This is a genomic window from Paraburkholderia lebeckiae (assembly GCF_050436325.1).
GTDB lineage: Bacteria > Pseudomonadota > Gammaproteobacteria > Burkholderiales > Burkholderiaceae > Paraburkholderia > Paraburkholderia tuberum.
Genome location: NZ_JBNDLZ010000003.1, coordinates 2,667,378 through 2,685,470, shown reverse-complemented (window position 1 = coordinate 2,685,470; position 18,093 = coordinate 2,667,378). Strand labels below are relative to the sequence as shown.

The window sequence follows — 18,093 nt, the reverse complement described above, 5'->3', positions numbered from 1 at the left end:
CGCAACGTCCGCGCGAGTGCTTTTCCTGCCTTGGATGACTTCGACGGTGCTTGCAGTCCGTAACATCTGGTCGCAGTCCAGCCCACCTAGAGTGCGTACATTGGTCCTGTGCGACAAACCTACGTCGCCTCACAGGAGAGACCAACATGAAACGCATCGTCACTCACTTGCTGGTTGCTGCCGGACTCGCGGCGGGCGCATGCGGTGTCGCGCAAGCGCATACGGATCTGAGCGTCGGCCTATCGCTCGGTGCCCCGGTTTATGCAGCGCCCGCGCGCGTCTACGCGGCGCCGGAGCCGGTGTACTACGGCGGCTGGGATCATCGCTACCCGCGCGGCGACTACTACCGCGACTATCACCGCGATGACCGCGGCTGGGGTCACGACAACCGTCGCTGGGGTCATGACAATCGAGGCGAGCACCGCGGCTGGCGGGATTGACGAGCGCAAGCGGAGCGCACGCTGCGCGCTTCGCGAGCAACTTCTGCGGCCCGCATCCACGCGGTGGATGCGGGCCGCATTCAATCGCGGTGACTGCGGTTCAAGATGCCAGTTCGTCGTTGAGCGCAAACAGTTTGCGCAGATGATGCGCAACGCCTGCCTCGAAATTGTTGCCGATGCGCGGGACATGCGGCAGACGGGTGATCAGATCGGGATTGGCGTTGTTCATCATGAATGGATGGCCGGCCGTCTCGAGCAGATCGATATCGTTCATGTTGTCGCCGAACGCGACGCAGTGCGACGCGTCGACACCGAGACGCTCGAGCACGATCTGCAGGGCGCGCCCCTTCGACACGTTCGCGGTCATCACTTCGAGACAATCCGGCAACGAATACGTCACGTACAGTCGCTCGCCGAAGTCACGTTCCAGATTGGCGGCCACCTGCGCGAGATCGGCGGGATCGCCGATATACAGCGCCTTGGCAATGTCGACGCCATCGTGCTTCGGCAGGTCGGTCACTTCGTACGTGAAGCCGGAGTCCTGGTGAAATTCCAGCAGATGGGGCGCATCGCGGTCGATCAGCCAGGCCTCGTCTGCAAACAGACTGACGATCACTCGACCATGCGCGCCGACAATTTCGGGCTGCACGAGACGCTGGACGAACGCCGGCGGCAGATCGTCGGCGTGGATCACCGCGTTGTCTGGCGCGTGAATGCGCGCGCCGTTCGACGTGATCAGATACGGATTGATGCCGAGCAGATCGCGGATGCCCGCGACGTCGCAGTAATGCCGCCCGGTGGCGATCACGAACTGCAGCCCGTCGCTTTCGAGCTTGCGCACCGTGGCGACCGTGAACGGGTCTACCTGGTGATCGGCGTTGAGCAGTGTGCCGTCGAGATCTGTGGCGATGACTTTATACATGGTGAGTCCGGCGGCTGAGCCGTCGAGGCAGCGTCAAAGCGGGCATTTTACAGGTCTCCTCCAGCCAGCCGCTGCGCCTCGCGCCGCGCCAGTTGCAAGCCGCCATGCGCCGAATCCGCCCGCGGCTCGCGCAGGCGCGCCTGATACGCCTGCGGCACGTACTCGCGCAACGGCGTACCGAGGCCTCCGCATAACGCGACAGGCAGCGCGCCCGTCGCGTCCAGCGCGGCGATCATCTTGCCGACTTCGACGCCGGCCTCGCCGAGCAGTCGCGCCGCGAACGGATGTGCGCGGTGTTCGATCGCGATCGGCGCGAGCCGCGCGTAGGCAGTCTGATTGGCCGCGCACAGCCACACGACGAGACTGTCGCGATCCCGCGCGCCGGTATGCGCGAGCAGCGCGTGCGTGAGATCGTCGACGGGAACGCGGCCGTCCAGCGCCTGTTGCGCGTGCACGATCAGCCGAAGGCCGAGCCACGCGCCGCTCGCTTCGTCGCCCGATGGAAAGCCGTAGCCGCTGGCCATGCGGAATTCGCCGTCGCTCGCGAGCGAAGCCGCGACGCTGCCGGTGCCGAGTGCGACGATCACGCCGGGCGCGCCGTCGTGCGCGCCCAGCAGGGTCGTGTAGGCGTCGGTTTCGACGGCCAGTCCGGCGAGCCGCGGCGCCTGCCGGTGAAACTCGGCGAGCCAGTCGCGATTGTTGACACCCGCCAGTCCGCAACCGAGCACGCAGCGCGACCAGTCCAGCGCGACTCCGGCTCGCTCGAACGCTTCGCCGCAGGCGGCCTGAATGGACTGCCATGCGCGCGGGATGCCGAGCCCAAGGCCCGATGGGTCGCTTGCCGCTTGCGCCAGTTCGCGGCCCTGCGCGTCGCCGAGCACGACGCGCGTGCCGGTGCCGCCGCCGTCGACGCCGATCAGAAAGAAGTCGTGGTTCATCGAATCGAATCGGTTCCGTGGGTGAATAACGCTTAGCGTGGCAGGTCAGTTTGAATCGCGCAATTAGCCGATTGGCCAGCTTGCGGCGTACACCGCTTCCGCTATGCTGGCGAACGACATGACCACGCGGGAGCGCGACAGTGACACAACGATGCAACTGGGTATCGAGCGAAGCGCTCGCACAGTACCACGACACCGAATGGGGTGTGCCCTCGCGCGAACGACCAGCACCTGTTCGAGATGCTCGTGCTCGAAGGCGCGCAGGCCGGTTTGTCATGGTCGACGATCCTCAACAAGCGCATCGGCTACCGCCGTGCATTCGCCGACTTCGACATCGACAAGGTCGCGGCCTTCACGCCGAAGCACGTGGATGCACTCGTCGCCGATGAAAGCATCGTGCGACATCGCGGCAAAATCGAGGCGGCCATCCTGAACGCGCGCGCTGTGCAGCAGATTCAGGTCGAACATGGCTCGCTCGCGCACTTCGTGTGGTCATTCGTCGACGACACACCGATTCAGAACGAATGGGCTTCGTATAAGCATGCACCTGCGTCGACGGAAGTATCGGACGCGCTAAGCAAGGCGCTCAAGCGCTACGGCTGCAAATTTGTCGGTTCGACGATCTGCTATGCATTCATGCAGGCGGTCGGCATGGTCAACGATCATGAGACGACCTGCATGTGCCGCGAGCGATGTGCGTCGCTGGGCAAGAAGCGGCGTGGTCGGAAGGCGGGGTGAAGCCGCAGCGTCCGCTGGACGTGCAAATGAGCGAATTGGGCGGGAGACCAACCATGAAAACACTTAGCTTCCTGACCCACAAGGACATTTACGATCAGTGCGTCACGCATCTGTTCGAACAGAAACGCGCCGCATTGCTTCCGAGGGGCGGCGCCTACCGCGGCTATTGCGGCGGCTGCCCGGTCGGCAACCTGATCAAGCCGCGCGATTACATGACCGCAATGGAAGGCGAGCCGGTGCGCTTCATCGCCAAGCCACCGGCCGAAGTGCCCGCTTACATGGATGTCGGCTTGGCCGCGCTGAAAAAAGCGCTGCTTCGCGCCCGCATCAACGTATACGACCCGGTGACCATCGCTTTGCTCAGTTGCCTGCAAAACGTGCACGACGTGTTCGGCACATGGGAGTGGCACGACCGGCTGGGCTCGATCGCGCGCGAGTTCGGGCTGTCGGCCAAGCGGCTGAGGAGCGCGGCGTAACGGCTGCACGCAGGGGCAAAATCCGACGCGTAAAAGCAAAACGGCGATGTGGCTTCTTTCGAAGCTCACACCGCCGTTCGGCGTATGTAAAAAGCCTGCTTAGTGCAGCTTTTTCGGCAGCATCTGGCTGCGCAGACGCTTGTGCAGGCGCTTAACAGCTGCTGCCTTCTTGCGCTTGCGAGCCGTGGTCGGCTTTTCGTACGACTGGCGTTCACGCAGTTCAGCGATCAGGCCATTCTTTTCGATTGCGCGACGAAAGCGGCGAATTGCCACTTCGAACGGCTCGTTTTCCTTCAGAAGAATCGTCGTCATGTAATTCCTAACTCAATCACTAGATACGGGTTTAATTGCATGGCGGTAACCGCTCAGATCACCACTCACGCGCCGGCCCTCCGGTCGCTCCGATTCATGGCCAGTAACAGGCAAACGCGAGGCTGATAAACAACCCCGGCCAAACCACGAATGAAGCGGAGGCAAAGCGGCCACGGAGGCCGGAAAAGAGAGGTGGGGAGTTCACCGCGGAACGCGGACAGACGTAATGCAAAAGCCGCGTCTGTTGCCGTTTCGCCAACCTTTCATCAACGAAGACGAAACAGGCAAAGATCTCAATTCACTCCCGATCATATCAGGAAACTCTCCATCCTACCAGGGGTTTACCGATTGCGCCAGGCTTTTCCCTGGCGCGGATCGCCCCGTGTCGGCGGCCGAGGTGTTCGCCTTATCAGGCGCTCGCTTCGTCCAGCTCACGAATATCGTCGGCGGTGAGGGACAGCTGGACGGCCGCGACCAGGCTCTTCAACTGCTGGACCGAGGTTGCGCTCGCAATAGGGGCCGTAACGCTCGGCCGCGCGATCAGCCATGCAAGCGCGAGCGCGGCCGGCGCGCTGCCGTGCCGTTGCGCGACGCGGTCGAGCGCGCCGAGAATCCGCAAGCCGCGCCCGTTCAGGTATTTTTCGACCCGGCTCCCGCGCGCTTTGCCGGCCAGATCGGCCTCGCTGCGGTATTTGCCCGACAGGAACCCGCTCGCGAGGCTGTAATAGACGACCACGCCGAGATGATTCGCGAGCGCCACCGGCTCGCTGTCGCTCTCGTATTGCGCGCGGTCGTAGAGGTTGTATTCGGGCTGCAGCAACTGATACCCGGGCAGCCCGTGCTCGCGCGACACCGCGAGCGCTTCCTCGACGCGCGCGCCACTATAGTTAGACGCGCCGATCACGCGCACCTTGCCGGCCTCGATCAGCTTCTGATACGCACCGAGCGTCTCCGCGAGCGGTGTCGCGGTGTCGTCGTCGTGGGAGAAATAGACGTCGATGTAATCGGTTTGCAGGCGGCGCAGCGAGTCTTCGACCGCCGCCTGGATATTTGCGGCCGATAGCCCCTTGCGCTGCGGATGCTTCGACACCTTGGTCGCGAGCACGATCCGCTCGCGCTTGCCGCTCTGTCGGAACCACTTGCCGAGGATCGTCTCCGACTCGCCGCCCTGGTTGCCGGGCGCCCAGGCCGAATAGACATCGGCGGTATCGATGAAATTGAGTCCGGCTTCAACGAACGCGTCGAGGATCGAGAAAGAGGTGGCTTCATCGGCCGTCCAGCCGAATACGTTGCCGCCGAACATGAGCGGGGCGACCTGCAACGAGGAAGTGCCGATCCTGCGTAGTTCCATGATGGCTCCAGGAATGAGTGGGCGAACGCAATGCGGGAAGTGGCCCGGCGAACCCGGGACCGTTGAGCATACGCCGCCTTGAACAAGGCTGCAGCGCGCGGCGCCGCTGCAAATCACAGCGCATGGCACTCACCAAATTGATGCACGGCGCAAAAGGGGGCGCAACGGGATGCGCGCGCCTCTCAAGTCTTTTTCAATGCCCCTCGCAGGTACCGGCGAATGCCGCAAGCGGCGGCATCGCATAGGACACGGACGCGGGCACGCGCCACGGTCAGGTTGCTGGCTCGCGCCATATCGCGATCGGCGACAGTTCCGGATATCCCGCCAAATTGACGACCGTTTTGGCGTTAGCTCGACGCATCGGGGCAGCAGACCCCACCGCATAATTGCAGACACAGCCTCCTTGCGATCTACGCGCGAATTCGACATGTCCACTCCTTCCCACCCAACCGACGCCCTGGAGCTCGAACAACAGCTGGAGCGCGACATTGCGGTCGTGATGCAGGCGGCGTTCGAGCATCATCGCAGGAAGGAATTCGACCAGGCCGCTTCGCACTACGCCGCGATTCTCGAGGCGATTCGCGATCACGCCAGTGCAAACTACCACCTCGGCCTGCTGCTCGTGCAAACGGGCCGCCAAGCCGAGGCGTGGCTGCATTTCGAAGCCGCACTCGGCCGTGAACCGAACAACGGCGCGTATTGGGTCGGCTACATCAACGCCCTCATCGAGAGCGGCCAGAACGAAGCGGCCCGCGCGGCATGCGACGCGGCACAGCAGCTCGGCGTGCGCGAGCCGGCATTCGCTACGCTGCTCGCCCGTATGCCCTCCAGTGATACGCGTCGCGCGAGCACAGAGGAGCTGAACCAGCACGCGGCCCTCTTCAGCAAAGGAGAGATCGAGGCATCGCTGAACATCGCCCTTCGTCTGACGACGCACTATCCATCGCACGGAGAATGCTGGCGAGCACTTGCCCTGTCTCAGCAGCGTCTGGGGCAGTACGCCGAATCCGTGCCCGTTGCGGAGCACGCCGTGCGGCTGCTCCGCAACGATCTGGTTTCCCACATGCTGCTGGCAAGCGGACTCTGCGCCATCGCCGATTGGCCGCGCGCCGAGGCGCACTGCCGCGAGGCGCTCGAACAATTCCCCCGCTATGCGGAACTGCATCGCATGCTGGCGAACAGCCTGACGGGTATGCACCGCTACACCGAGAGCATCGCCAGTTGCCGCCGCGCCGCGGCGCTGGCACCCGGCCATGCAGACGTCTATGGCACGCTCGGCACTGCTCTGCTCGGACACGGCCAGAATGAAGAAGCGGAAACTGCGTATCGCCGCGCACTCGAATTGACCCCGATGGATGCGAGCGCGTACACCGCCTTGCTGCACTGCCTGATGCACAAGGTCGATCGCGACATCGCGATGTTCCAGGCCGAGGCCCGCGAGTTCGCGAAGCGGCACGAAGCGCCCCTCCGCGAGCAGTGGCTCCGCCATGCGAATCCGCGCGATCCGTCGCGGCGCCTGCGCATAGGCTTCGTTTCGGGCGATCTGGTGGATCACCCCGTGACGTCGTTTCTTTTGCCGGTCGTTGAGCATCTCGCGCGGGACAACGGCCTTTCGCTGCACTTCTATTCGAACAATCCGGCCAGCGACAGCGTCACCGCACAGATCCGCGGGCATGTCGATGGATGGCGAGAAGTGTACGGCCTCCCTGACGGCGCGCTCGCCCAGCAGATCCGCGCTGACGGCATCGACATTCTGATCGACCTCGCGGGCCATTCTGGCCGCAACCGGCTTGCAGCGTTCGCGCATAAACCGGCGCCGGTTCAGGTCAGCTGGATCGGCAATCCTGCCACGACCGGCCTGACGTCCATCGACTATTACCTGTCCGACCGTTTCGTCACGCCCCTCGCGCAGTTCGCCGGCAAGTTCTCGGAAAAGCTCGTGTTCCTGCCAGCCCTCGCCCCGTTCAGGGCACCGGAAAACTCACCGCCCGTCAACGAGCTGCCCGCGTCGCGCAATGGCTTTCTGACGTTCGGCAGTTTCAGCCGGATGAGCAAGATCGGGCCGGCAGTCGTGGCGCTGTGGGCGCGTGTACTGCGCGAGGTGCCCGATGCGCGTCTCGTCATCGGTTCGATTTCCGGTCAGGACGAGATCGACAAACTGACCGGGCGGTTCGCGGCTGAAGGGATCGACGCGGCGCGGCTCGGCTTTCTGCCGCGCAAAGGCATGCTCGGTTATCAGGAACAGCACCACCAGATCGACGTCTGTCTCGACGCGTTTCCGTTCGGCGGCTCGACCACGACACTGCAAGCCTTGTGGATGGGCGTCCCCACGGTGACGCTCCCCGCCGATTCGATGGCAAGCCGCAGCAGCACCGGCTGGCTCTCATTGCTGGGGCTCGACGCGCCCTTCGTCGCGCACGACAAGGACGACTACGTGCGCAAGTGCGTGACACTCGCCGCCGACCTCGACGCTCTCGCGACGCTGCGCCGCGAGCTTCGTCAGCACTGCGCGCAGTCATCAGTGTTCAGTGCGAAACCGGTCGCAGACGCCGCATCGCGCGCGCTGCGCATCATGTGGCAGCGCTGGTGCGACGGACTCGCGCCCGAGCATTTCGACGCCGCTTTGCCGGTTCCAGCCGAAACCGGTGTACCAGCCGCCGATCCGCAACCGGAACACGACATCGCGGTAGCGGACACAGCCGCGCCCGCAAGACGCGATGACAGACGCCCAAGCGCCAGGGAAATGCGGCAATACACGGATCTCTTCGGCAAGGGAAAAATCGAAGCGGCGCTCAAGACCGCGCATCGCTTGACGCAGCAATACCCGTCGCACGGCGAATGCTGGCTCGCCCTTGCGTGCGCGTTGCAGCGCGCGGGCAGGCACACTGAGTTCGCGAGCGCCGCTGAGCGTGCCGCCACCCTGCTGCTCGACACGCTTTCTGCACAAACACTGCTGGCCGACGCGCTGAAAATCACGCGCCAGTTCGAGCAAGCCGAAACGCACTGCCGCGAGGCGCTCAAACGCCACCCCGACAGCGCGGCACTGCATCACACCTTGGGCGTCGTCCTGCAGTCAATGGGCCGACACGCGCAGAGCATCGCCTGTTTCCGCCGTGCTGTGGCGCTGACACCGGACAACGCTCTCGCGTACGACGCGCTCGGCGTCGCACTCCTTGAGTATGGCGAGAGCAAAGAGGCCGAATCGGCCTTGCGCCGGGCACTCGAATTGGCGCCGTCGCAGGCGCAGGTGCACAGCAACCTGCTGTTTTGCCTGATGCACAAGAACGGTCTCGATGCGGCGAGCGCCTTCGCCGAATACCGCGAATTCGCGACCCGCCACGAGGCGCCCCTGCGCGCGCGCCGGCCAAAGCACGCCAATGATCGCAATCCGTCGCGGCGTCTGCGGATCGGCTTCGTTTCGGGCGACCTGTTCAATCACCCAATCGCTTATTTCCTGCTGTCGATCGTCGAGAATCTGGCACGCGACACGAGCCTCGCACTGCACTTCTATTCGAACCACACGGTCAGCGACGGCTACACCGACCAGATCCGCGCCCATGCCCAAGGCTGGCACCCGGTTTCCGGCATCAGCGATGCCGTGCTCGCTGAAAAAATCCGCGGCGACGGGATCGATATTCTCATCGATCTGTCCGGCCATACCGGCCGCAACCGGCTCGTGACATTCGCGCACAAACCAGCGCCGGTGCAGGTGAGCTGGATCGGCAATCCATCGACGACCGGTCTGACGGCCATCGACTATTACATGTCGGACCGCTTCGTCACACCGCTCGAGCAGTTCGCCGGGCAGTTCTCCGAAAAGCTCGTGTTCCTGCCGGCGCTCGCACCGTTCAAGCCGCACCCGCACGCGCCGGACGTCAACGCGTTGCCCGCCCTGAAAAACGGCTTCATGACCTTCGGCAGCTTCAGCAAGCTACTCAAGATCGGGCCGGAAGTCATCGCGCTGTGGGCGCGCGTGCTGCGCGAGGTGCCGCATTCGCGGATGGTCATCGGCGCGATTGTGGCGCCCGAGCAAATGAGCAAGGTGAGCGCGCTATTCTCCAACGAGGGCATAGACGCCAGCCGCATCAGCTTCCTGCCACGCGCGGGGATGGCGGCCTACCTGGCGCAGCACCATGAGATCGACGTGTGTCTCGACGCATTTCCGTTCGCCGGTTCGACCACGACCATGCACGCGCTGTGGATGGGCGTCCCGACCGTGACCCTGCCCGGCTTCTCGATGGCGAGTCGAGGCAGCACGGGATGGCTCTCGCAACTCGGCATCGACGACGCATTCGTTGCGCGCGACGAGAACGATTTTGTGCGCAAGTGCGTCGCGCTGGCCGCCGATCTGGATGCGCTAGCCATGGTGCGCCGCGAGCTTCGAGCGCACTGCGCGCAGTCCTCGCTCATCAGCGCGGGCACGATTGCCGAGGCCGCGTCGCGTGCGCTGCGCGCGATGTGGCAACGCTGGTGCGACGGGCTGGGACCCGCACACTTCGAGGTTCCGGCGCGCGACGCGAATGCGCCGGCACAGCCGGTCGCGGCGCGCGAAAGCGATACGCAAACCGCCGCCGGGACAACGGCGGCATCGGTCACGTCGAGCGAGAAGGCAGACGGCGTCCCCGCAGCAATCAAACCGATCCGTTTCGTCTGCGGCACCCGTTGCAGCCGCGAGCAGTTCTGGAACGAAACCGCACTGGGTCGCACGCTGAAGCCCTACGCGAACCAGCCTGACGTCCAACTCCAACTGTTCGACAACAACTCGCGCGGGCTTTCCAGCATCTACAACGAAGCCATCGAGCACGCCAGGCAGGATCCCGCGATTCTCGTCTTCATTCACGACGACATCTGGCTCAGCGACTTCTTCTGGAAACTGCGCGTGCGGCGATCGCTGACGCGTTTCGACGTGGTGGGCCTTGCCGGTAACCTGCGCCGCGTGCCGCACCAGCCGTCATGGGCCTTCGTCACGCCGGACCTGCGCTGGGACGAGCGACGGTACCTGAGCGGGACGGTCGGCCACGGCAAGGGATTCCCGTGCAACGAGATATCGAACTTCGGCCCGATCGCCCAGGAATGCAAGCTCCTCGACGGTCTCCTGCTGATTGCCGACAGCGAAACGCTCGTGAGCCGCGACGTGCGATTCGACGAGCAGTTCAAGTTCCACTTCTATGACATGGATTTTTGTCGCGAGGCCGAACTCAAGGGCCTGAGCATGGGCACCTGGCCGTTGAGCGTGGTGCACGAAAGCGGTGGGGCTTTTGGGTCGCCGGGATGGCGTGAGGGCTACGAGCGGTATTTGCGCAAATACGGGAGCTAGTGTGCCCACCCAGAAATAGCTTTACACAGAGGTGGCCGCGCAAATTCGGATAGCCGGTTAGGTGAATCGCCGCGGCTCCTTTGGTTGCGATGATGCTGACAAGGGAACCGCGGAAATGTTGAAGGAAATCCGACGGCCGCACTCAGCGGCGTTCAAAGTGAAAGCGGAGCTGGCAGCGGTCAAAGACGAGCGTACCGCAGGAGAATGATCTTTTTTAGCGGCACGCGCATCGAGTCGGGATTGCTGAGCGCAAAGCGATGATTGACCGTAGGCATGCGCTGTGGGTCTCGCGACGAGCGCGCCTGGTTGGCGTTGCGAGATCGAACTCGTATGCCCGGCCGCAACCGGGCAGCAAGGCCGCTCAGTTGCTGATGCGGCGAATCCATGAGCTGCACATGAACTTTCCGCGTGCCGGGGCACGAATGGTGACGTGCCTGTTGCGTCTGGAAGGCCGCAAAGTCAGTCAGCCAAATCAACTGCTTGCTATTCGGCCCGCGTCAGCGGCGCCCAATCATCGCGCGGTGATGCATAGATGATGGTGTCATAGAAGTAGCTGTAGTGTTGACGCACGCGCAGGCGATGTCCCGGGACGATCTCGCGCAACGTATCAGCCACGTCGAGCAGATCGGTCGCATAGTGGTAAGAGGCAATCGCCATTCTCGGTTTAGCACGGGCGATCAGGTGCGCTGCGCCGCGCAAGGCGCGCGCCTCAAAACCTTCGACATCCATCTTGATGAAGGTAGCGTCTTCCACCACGTCGTCGAGCGTCACGCAAGGCACCTCGACCCCTCCGCTGGAACTGACATGGCTACCCATCGTGCCGGTCTCGTGGAAACGCAGGGTCTCGCTACGGTCGGATACCGCACAACGGTGAGCGTGCATGAAAGACAACGGATAGGGCATCAAGTTGTTCAATGCCTCGTAGTTTTTCGCATCCGGCTCGAACGCATGCACGCTTGCCACCTTCCAGTCGGTCGCGCCCAACAACTTGGCAACAACCGTGCCGGTATGCGCGCCGCAGTCGACTAAGTGCTCCCTGGTGCCAATCGTGAATGTTTCGCTCTGTGCGCGGCTAACGCCAAAATATTCGTCGCTAGGACTAACCATGACCGAATCCAGCACATAGCGATTGAATTCCAGGCGCTGCAGCAGAGAGGCATATAAGGTTTCGCGGCTGCGCTCGTCTTCGAGGCTTTCGGCGAAAGCCAGCCAGTCATCGGCACGTTCCTTGGTACGAGCACGATACTGCAAGACAGGCTCGTAGACGCCCGGGCAATCGTACGCCGCAAGCAATTCCACAAGATCATGAATCGGCATGCCCAAGTGCCCGGCCAGTGCGCGGAAACGCGCCTGCCCATACCGGTTCTGCGTGAAATTGATGGCCTTGACTTCCGTGCCTTTCGGCACGCGCCGCGACAGTTCCGCGGCCAACTGCCCCGACGTGCACACAGGGATTCCGGCAATCTCCTCCACACGAGCCCAGTCGTCCACAGCCAATACCACGTTCGCCCCGCGCGCCACTAAGGTCTGCAGATGCATCAATGCCAGGGACGAGCCGGGACCGAAGATGACCAGAGCCGCGCCCTTCAGATTGGCAGCGGCGCGAGCGGGCGCCGTATCGTCGGCAAAGGCGCGCAGCAACTGGTCCCGTAACGACGGGGAAGCGTTAGTCATTTATGTTGTCCTTCAGGGAAATAGCGATCCAGTCCGGCATGGTCAAGAAGACTGTCTCCGAACAATGTCGTTCTGACCAGTTCACGAGCCTGTTCCAGGTCGTAGCAAAAACATGCGCGCAGCGTGTCGAACTTCCTGTCGCGGAAATCCGGTTTGGGTTCTTCCAGTTCGATGTTTTCATTAGAGAAAGACAGAGGCACGTCAGGTGTTTCGACATCTTTCTCAAATACCTCTCGAACGAAATGGCGGCGTCGATCGGCGTCAGCCAACTGATTGACGGAGATCACGGCGATATCCTGCGGCATGTATTTTTCCAGCAGCATGCGGATTGGGCGGTAATAGAACCCGCCGCTAAGCACGGAGCAAAACGGCCACTGCTGTCGCGAGAGATGAAAACCCATTTCGTATTCGACGCGCTCGAGAAAGCTATGGGTACGAATATGCTCGATTTCCTTTTCGATGTATCGCTTGAACACACCGTTAAGACGCCGTGGAAAATAACCCTCGATGGCCTCGAAAAAGGTTTCGCGCTTGACGTCTTTCGCCCCTCTCTTTTCCAACGGCGAAAGAAAATAGCTGTCGAATTCGGCGCCGCCTCTGTCATAGACCTTCAGCATCTTGTACAAGGACCAGGACCGATCGAGCTGATTACGCCAGCAGATGACAATTTTGGTCTTGTGCTCGGGCAATAAGCGAATGTAATCGGCGGTCCTGGAATAGGCCACCGTGGCGTCCAGCAACGGGCGCCCAGTTGGAATGCGGTATTTCCCGGGATGAGGCTCATCGTTGACATACAGCGCGGGTTCTTTGACTCCCGGCACCCTATCTTCGGCCAGATCGTTTGCGACCATCCATTCGGACAATGCGGTCGTACCGCACTTGTCCATGCCGGCGATGAAGATATTATCGATAGCCATGCTATTCCTTGTCGCCGGATCGGTAAAAAAACGATTCTTCCGCAGATTTTCCTGCGATATCAACGGCACTCATTCCTGTCCTTCGATTGGTTGGGCTGCAACATAGGCATGGTGAAAATGACGAACGCGGTCTTCGATTCCCTCGCCGAGAACAGCCAGCTTCGTCGCATTGCGCACACCCGCCTGCACCTTGGCACAAATCCCGCCATCTTCCGCAAACACCTTCCTCGTGAAGGCGTGCCCATCGGCATAGATGTGTTCCATCATTTTTTTTCCGGCCTCCGTGCTTCCTTCGAATTTCACGCCAAGCGTGCGCGAATGCACCGTCGTGGTCTCCACGGAGGTCGGATCGAAACGCTGCACGTGAAAGCTATAGCCCATGAAGGACGTCACGGTCAGGTTCGGAAAAATGTGATGGTGCGTGTAATGCTCGAAAGGCCACGGCCAGCGGCCGATTCTGGATTCCATGCGCTTGAAACGGGCGACCCAATCGGCGTTGGCATCGTGCTCCAGGTGACTGTGCCGGGCGTCGTCGAAGAAAAAGCGCGGAGCTTCTTTTTCGCGGCTCATCCCGTCGACCTCCATGAATGTGCCGGAATGCACCGAGGGGACGTGATAGCCCTCCAGGGCGTTTTCGATGACGACTTTCCAGTTGGCCGCGACATCTTCGCGGAATTCGTCCAGCACCGTGTCCATGCCTTCGCTTGCATGTTCGAGGAAGACATATTGCGAACCGAGATAGTCGCGCAGACTCGGCCCCTCCTCCGACAGGCGCACAAAGATGAATTGCCCTGCCGTGTCGCAAGCAAACTCATGCAGTCGGAACTTCTCCGGCTCCGCGACTACTTGAGGAAATGCCTGCTTCTGGGGAATGCTAAGAGGTACGCCGCATTTGTCGTACACCCAACTGTGGTATGGACAACGCACGAAGCCGCGATGCGTCCCGGGCTCACACAAACGGGCATGACGATGCGAGCATACGTTTAGAAAAGCGCGCGGCTTGCCCGTTTCGTCGCATTGCAGAACGATCTCCGTATTCCCCAGGCGCATGCCCTGATGCACGTTGCCCTGCAGTTCCAGTTTCAGGCCAGCGAAAATCCACGACTGACGAAACAAACCATTCAGCTCGTTTTCGTGATGGGCAGAATCGACGTAAGCTCGGGGCGGAATCTGTTGAGTGGGCATAAAATCAGCGGAAAGAAAAGCGTTTGGCCGGATTGCCCAGGACCGTGATACCTGCCGGAATCCGTCCGATGACAACACTGCCCGGCGCAACGGTGACCCCGTCTCCAATGACGGCACGACTGGTAATCACGCAGTTGGGATGAATCGTGACAAAGTTGCCGATACGGGCGCCGCCGGCAATCGTGCAATGGCTGTTAATCTGGCACCACTCGCCGATACGCGCGTCGTGACCGACGACCGTGTATTCCTGAATGCAGGTGAAGCCACCGACGTGCGTATCGACCGAGAGGCCCACGCCTGGGCCGATGATGCAACCATGTGCCAGATTTGCGTGCTTACTCACATTTGCACGTGGATGCACGACGGTCGCGAAATCGACGTGATGAACGTCACGGAGCGTAGCGGTGTACTTGAAACGCTGCTGCGGATCGCCGAGCGCAGCCATGAAGACCTCATTCGGCAATGGCTGGTACGTTAGCGGATCGCCGACAATTGGCACGTCGCGTGGCGTTGCATCGAGCGCACCGGCACGGCCATCGAGAAAGCCTTTCACCTCGAATAAAGGATTGTCGTCCTCGATGTAGCTCAGTACTTCGCGACCGAAGCCTCCGGCCCCAACAATCAACAGGTGGCGAGGAGAGTTCGACATATCAGCTGATCGTCAAGCCGCCATCCATCACCAGCGTCGTGCCGGTGATCCAGCGACTGGCGTTCGACAACAGGAAAACAGCGGCATTGGCCACATCTTCGGGCTTTCCGAAGCCGAGCGGGTAGTTGTTCCGCTCCTGCTCCATCGACCCCACCATGGTGGCCGTCGCATCCAGCAGAGGCGTTTCGACCAATGCTGGCGAAAGGCAATTGGCACGAATACGGCGCTTGACCACTTCCATGGCAAGACAACGCGTCATGGCAATCAGTGCGGCCTTCGTTCCCGAATAAGCCGCTACCCCGGCAACGCCGATGTGCGCCGCAATCGAAGCGACAAATACCAGCGAACCTTCCGGTGCAACCAGATTCCGCTTGAGCAGCGCCTGCGTCAGCAACATGGGCGCATCGACATTGATAGCCTGGACTTCCCGCAAGTGCTGTTCGGTGAACATGCGCACCGGACTCAGCCGCGAAATGCCTGCGCTATGCACGACGCCATTCAGTTGCGTGCCGCCGAGCGCCGCGACCAGCGTCTCTCGCTCGGCGGCATTCGTCAGCTCGGCTTGTACTGCTTGATGTCCTGCCAATGCCGATTTATCGAGCATCTCCAGCGTCTGTTTCAGACGTTCGCGGTCGCGGCCCGTGATAACGACCTGCGCGCCCATCTGTGAACAGGAAATCGCGATCTGGCGACCAATGCCGGATGAGGCCCCTGTGACCAGGATGCGCTTCCCGGAAAGCGAGAACGGGTTTTCCATACTCATGACTCGATCAATGCCGGAAACTTGGCGCCTTCAATATCCATAATGACCGTGCCCCACGACAGGCCAATACCGAAACCGCTCAATAGCAAGCGATGCCGGGCCTTGCCCAGCACCTCGTGCAAACGGGCCGTCATCGTCACCGGCAAGGATGCGCCGCTGGTATTGCCGAAATCCGGCAAGGTGGAAGGCACTTTCTCCACCGGCAAACCCAGCTTCTTGCGGATGGTTTCGTTGATCATCTTGTTGGCCTGATGAAAGACGAAATAGTCGATGTCGTCCTTGCTCGTGCCGGTTTTTTCCAGAATCTTTTCCACTGCGGGCGGTACGCGCTGCGTGGAAAAACTCAGCACGGCTGGACCATCAAGCGTCAAGTCCAGTCCTGAATGAAAGAAACCGCTTTCATCGCGCGTCGGGATCATATGGTGAATACCAACCGGCTCCCGATGTCCGCCGACCGGCAAGCAGATGGCCTTGTAACCGCTACCGTCGCTGTTGAGGTCGAAGTGCATCGGCGGCGCTTTCTCATCGAATTCGAGTGCCGTCGCCGTGCCGGCATCGGAGAACAACGGATCGCGAAGATTGCCCGAACGATCCCCGATCAGTAGCAACGCCTTCTTGATGGCGCCAGCGGCAATCATGCTACCCAGCAGATGCAAACCAAAGGGATAGCCGGAGCAGCCGAGGTTCACGTCATAGGCAATCGTCGCCTGCGACAGCTTCAGGCGATCCTGCAGGATGATCGCCGTCGATGGAATCAGGTAGTCCGGCGACTGCGTCACGACAACTAGCGCATCGATCTCTTCCCGTGCCCACTCCAACTCAGTGAGCAGCTTCTCCGTTGCATCGAAAGCGAGATCCGAAAAGCATTGCCACTCCGGGCAAAGGCGTCGCGTCTTGATGCCGATATTGCGCACCAGGCGCTCGCGCTCCGAACGAATTTGCGGCGGAGCATCGAGGACGTTGTCATAGACACGTCTGGGCACACAGCTCGCCATGCCTGCGAAGCGCACATTGCGCAGAGTGGAAAATGCCATGTTCTTATCCGAGCAGTTTGTAGAGGTCGGTGATCGTTGCGCACTTCTTCAGGTCGTCACCTGAGATCACCTTGCCGAACTCCGTGTCGAACATCACGATCACGCCCAGCGCAGCCAGCGAATCCCATTCTTCCAGGCTGCTCAATTCCGTCTCCGGTTTCACTTCCACCGGATTCTGAAAATCGGTGACAACCAGAAAATTTTCAATAAAGCTTTCGATGCTGGGCATTACATACTCGATAGTCATCAAATATCTCCAATCAGTGCTGCAATCGTCTCGACCTCATCGTTCGTGAGGTTCGGATAAATCGGCAGGCAGATCACATCCGCTGCCACCTTCGTCGCCACCGGCAGATTGCCGCGCGAAGCGCCAGACATGCCGCGATACATCGGGAACTCGGTGATCAACGGATAGAAATACCGGCGGCCATGAATTCCCTTGTCCCGCAATCGCTCAAAAAGCGCGTCCCGGCTGATTGGATATTTCTGTCCGACCAGGATCGGGTAATACGAAAAGTTCGTGCCATTTCCCTCCCGTTGCTGGACGCATTCGATGCCCGGAACGTCTCTCAACAGCTCACCGTACTTCGCGCCGATCTCGCGGCGGCGCGCCAGCGCCTTGTCGATGTGTTGCAGTTGCAGCAAGCCGAAGGCGGCATTGACCTCAGCCATCTTGCCGTTGATGCCCGGTGCGACGACCGTGGTTTCGTCGACGATCCCAAAATTCTTCAAGTTGTCGATGCGTTCTTTGGTCTTCTTGTCCGGGCAGACGATGGCGCCGCCCTCGAAGGTCGTAAATACTTTGGTGGCGTGAAAGCTCAATACGGAGAGGTCACCGTGCCGCACGATGCTGCCGCCTTCGTCGCGCACACCGAAGGCATGCGCGGCGTCGTATATCACTTTCAGGTTGTAAATGTCGGCGATCTTCTGAATGGCGTCGACCTTGCAGGGATTGCCATAGCAATGCACGGGCAGGATAGCCGTGGTCTTGGGCGTGATGGCCGCTTCGATCTTCGCTGGGTCAAGATTGAGCGTGACCGGGTCGATGTCCACGAAGACCGGCTCGATGCCGTTCCAGCGCAGGGAGTGCGCCGTGGCGATGAAGGAGTACGGCGTCGTGATGACCTCGCCGGTGATGCGCAAGGCTTGCAGGGCCGTGACCAGCGCCAGTGTGCCGTTGGAAAAGAGTGCGATGTGCTCGACGCCGAGATACTCGGCGAGCGCTTTCTCGAGATGCTCGTGCATCGGCCCATGATTGGTCAGCCGCTTGGAGTCCCAGATTTTTTCCAGATAGGGAATGAAGTCCTCCAGCGGTGGCATGTACGGCTGGGTGACATAGATGGGCGTGTGGCCGGGCGATTTCATGGGTAATCGAGA

Annotated in this window: 15 protein-coding genes and 1 pseudogene; 4 read left to right on the top strand and 12 right to left on the bottom strand. The window is 61.3% G+C overall.

Features of this window, described 5'->3' with window-relative positions:
* Positions 1–146 precede the first annotated feature (146 nt).
* Entirely contained in the window at positions 147–440 is a 294-nt protein-coding gene (locus tag OKW44_RS30205; protein ID WP_018418797.1) for a PXPV repeat protein, read from the top strand.
* Between the two features lie 100 nt (positions 441–540).
* Here the strand turns inward: OKW44_RS30205 and OKW44_RS30200 are convergent, their stop codons facing one another.
* Positions 541–1,362 carry a Cof-type HAD-IIB family hydrolase gene (locus OKW44_RS30200; RefSeq protein ID WP_018418798.1) on the bottom strand — a complete coding sequence of 274 codons (822 nt, stop codon included), beginning with the start codon at positions 1,360–1,362 and terminating at the stop codon, positions 541–543.
* A gap of 47 nt (positions 1,363–1,409) precedes the next feature.
* On the bottom strand, positions 1,410–2,300 hold the full coding sequence (locus OKW44_RS30195) for a glucosamine kinase nucleotide-binding domain-containing protein (RefSeq protein ID WP_018418799.1): 891 nt from the start codon (positions 2,298–2,300) through the stop codon (positions 1,410–1,412).
* A gap of 140 nt (positions 2,301–2,440) precedes the next feature.
* Between OKW44_RS30195 and OKW44_RS30190 the strand changes: the two are divergent.
* Both OKW44_RS30190 and OKW44_RS30185 read left to right on the top strand, forming a co-directional pair.
* Positions 2,441–3,038: pseudogene (locus OKW44_RS30190) on the top strand (DNA-3-methyladenine glycosylase I).
* 53 nt (positions 3,039–3,091) lie between these two features.
* The gene (locus OKW44_RS30185; protein WP_026225514.1) at positions 3,092–3,514 is read left to right on the top strand and encodes a hypothetical protein; all 423 of its coding nucleotides are present in this window, start codon (positions 3,092–3,094) and stop codon (positions 3,512–3,514) included.
* Positions 3,515–3,613: 99 nt separating this feature from the next.
* Here the strand turns inward: OKW44_RS30185 and rpsU are convergent, their stop codons facing one another.
* Both rpsU and OKW44_RS30175 read right to left on the bottom strand, forming a co-directional pair.
* A complete protein-coding gene (rpsU, locus tag OKW44_RS30180; RefSeq protein ID WP_006050883.1) occupies positions 3,614–3,826 on the bottom strand; it encodes a 30S ribosomal protein S21 in 213 nt (70 codons plus the stop codon).
* Positions 3,827–4,235: 409 nt separating this feature from the next.
* Positions 4,236–5,177, bottom strand: a complete 942-nt coding sequence (locus tag OKW44_RS30175) for an aldo/keto reductase (protein ID WP_018418802.1) — start codon at positions 5,175–5,177, stop codon at positions 4,236–4,238.
* A gap of 427 nt (positions 5,178–5,604) precedes the next feature.
* On the opposite strand from OKW44_RS30175, the gene OKW44_RS30170 reads away from it, so the two are divergent.
* Positions 5,605–10,494 carry an O-linked N-acetylglucosamine transferase family protein gene (locus tag OKW44_RS30170; RefSeq protein WP_018418803.1) on the top strand — a complete coding sequence of 1,630 codons (4,890 nt, stop codon included), beginning with the start codon at positions 5,605–5,607 and terminating at the stop codon, positions 10,492–10,494.
* A 483-nt stretch (positions 10,495–10,977) separates the two neighbouring features.
* On the opposite strand, the gene OKW44_RS30165 is transcribed toward OKW44_RS30170, so the two are convergent.
* The 8 genes from OKW44_RS30165 to OKW44_RS30130 form a co-directional block, all read right to left on the bottom strand.
* On the bottom strand, positions 10,978–12,168 hold the full coding sequence (locus OKW44_RS30165) for an FkbM family methyltransferase (RefSeq protein ID WP_026225515.1): 1,191 nt from the start codon (positions 12,166–12,168) through the stop codon (positions 10,978–10,980).
* The gene (locus OKW44_RS30160; RefSeq protein ID WP_018418805.1) at positions 12,165–13,085 is read right to left on the bottom strand and encodes a sulfotransferase family protein; all 921 of its coding nucleotides are present in this window, start codon (positions 13,083–13,085) and stop codon (positions 12,165–12,167) included. Before OKW44_RS30160 ends, OKW44_RS30165 begins: the two co-directional genes overlap by 4 nt.
* Before the next feature lie 69 nt (positions 13,086–13,154).
* A complete protein-coding gene (locus OKW44_RS30155) occupies positions 13,155–14,270 on the bottom strand; it encodes an aromatic ring-hydroxylating oxygenase subunit alpha (protein ID WP_026225516.1) in 1,116 nt (371 codons plus the stop codon).
* Positions 14,271–14,274: 4 nt separating this feature from the next.
* Positions 14,275–14,919: an acetyltransferase gene (locus OKW44_RS30150; protein WP_018418807.1), complete on the bottom strand. Its 645-nt coding sequence runs from the start codon at positions 14,917–14,919 to the stop codon at positions 14,275–14,277.
* A gap of 1 nt (position 14,920) precedes the next feature.
* Positions 14,921–15,676, bottom strand: coding sequence for an SDR family NAD(P)-dependent oxidoreductase (locus OKW44_RS30145; protein WP_018418808.1), 756 nt, complete (start codon positions 15,674–15,676; stop codon positions 14,921–14,923).
* A gap of 2 nt (positions 15,677–15,678) precedes the next feature.
* Positions 15,679–16,716 (bottom strand): ketoacyl-ACP synthase III, encoded by a 1,038-nt coding sequence (locus tag OKW44_RS30140; protein WP_018418809.1) that lies wholly within the window; start codon positions 16,714–16,716, stop codon positions 15,679–15,681.
* A 4-nt stretch (positions 16,717–16,720) separates the two neighbouring features.
* The gene (locus OKW44_RS30135) at positions 16,721–16,945 is read right to left on the bottom strand and encodes an acyl carrier protein (RefSeq protein WP_018418810.1); all 225 of its coding nucleotides are present in this window, start codon (positions 16,943–16,945) and stop codon (positions 16,721–16,723) included.
* Between the two features lie 17 nt (positions 16,946–16,962).
* Positions 16,963–18,081: a DegT/DnrJ/EryC1/StrS family aminotransferase gene (locus OKW44_RS30130; RefSeq protein WP_018418811.1), complete on the bottom strand. Its 1,119-nt coding sequence runs from the start codon at positions 18,079–18,081 to the stop codon at positions 16,963–16,965.
* Positions 18,082–18,093 lie beyond the last annotated feature (12 nt).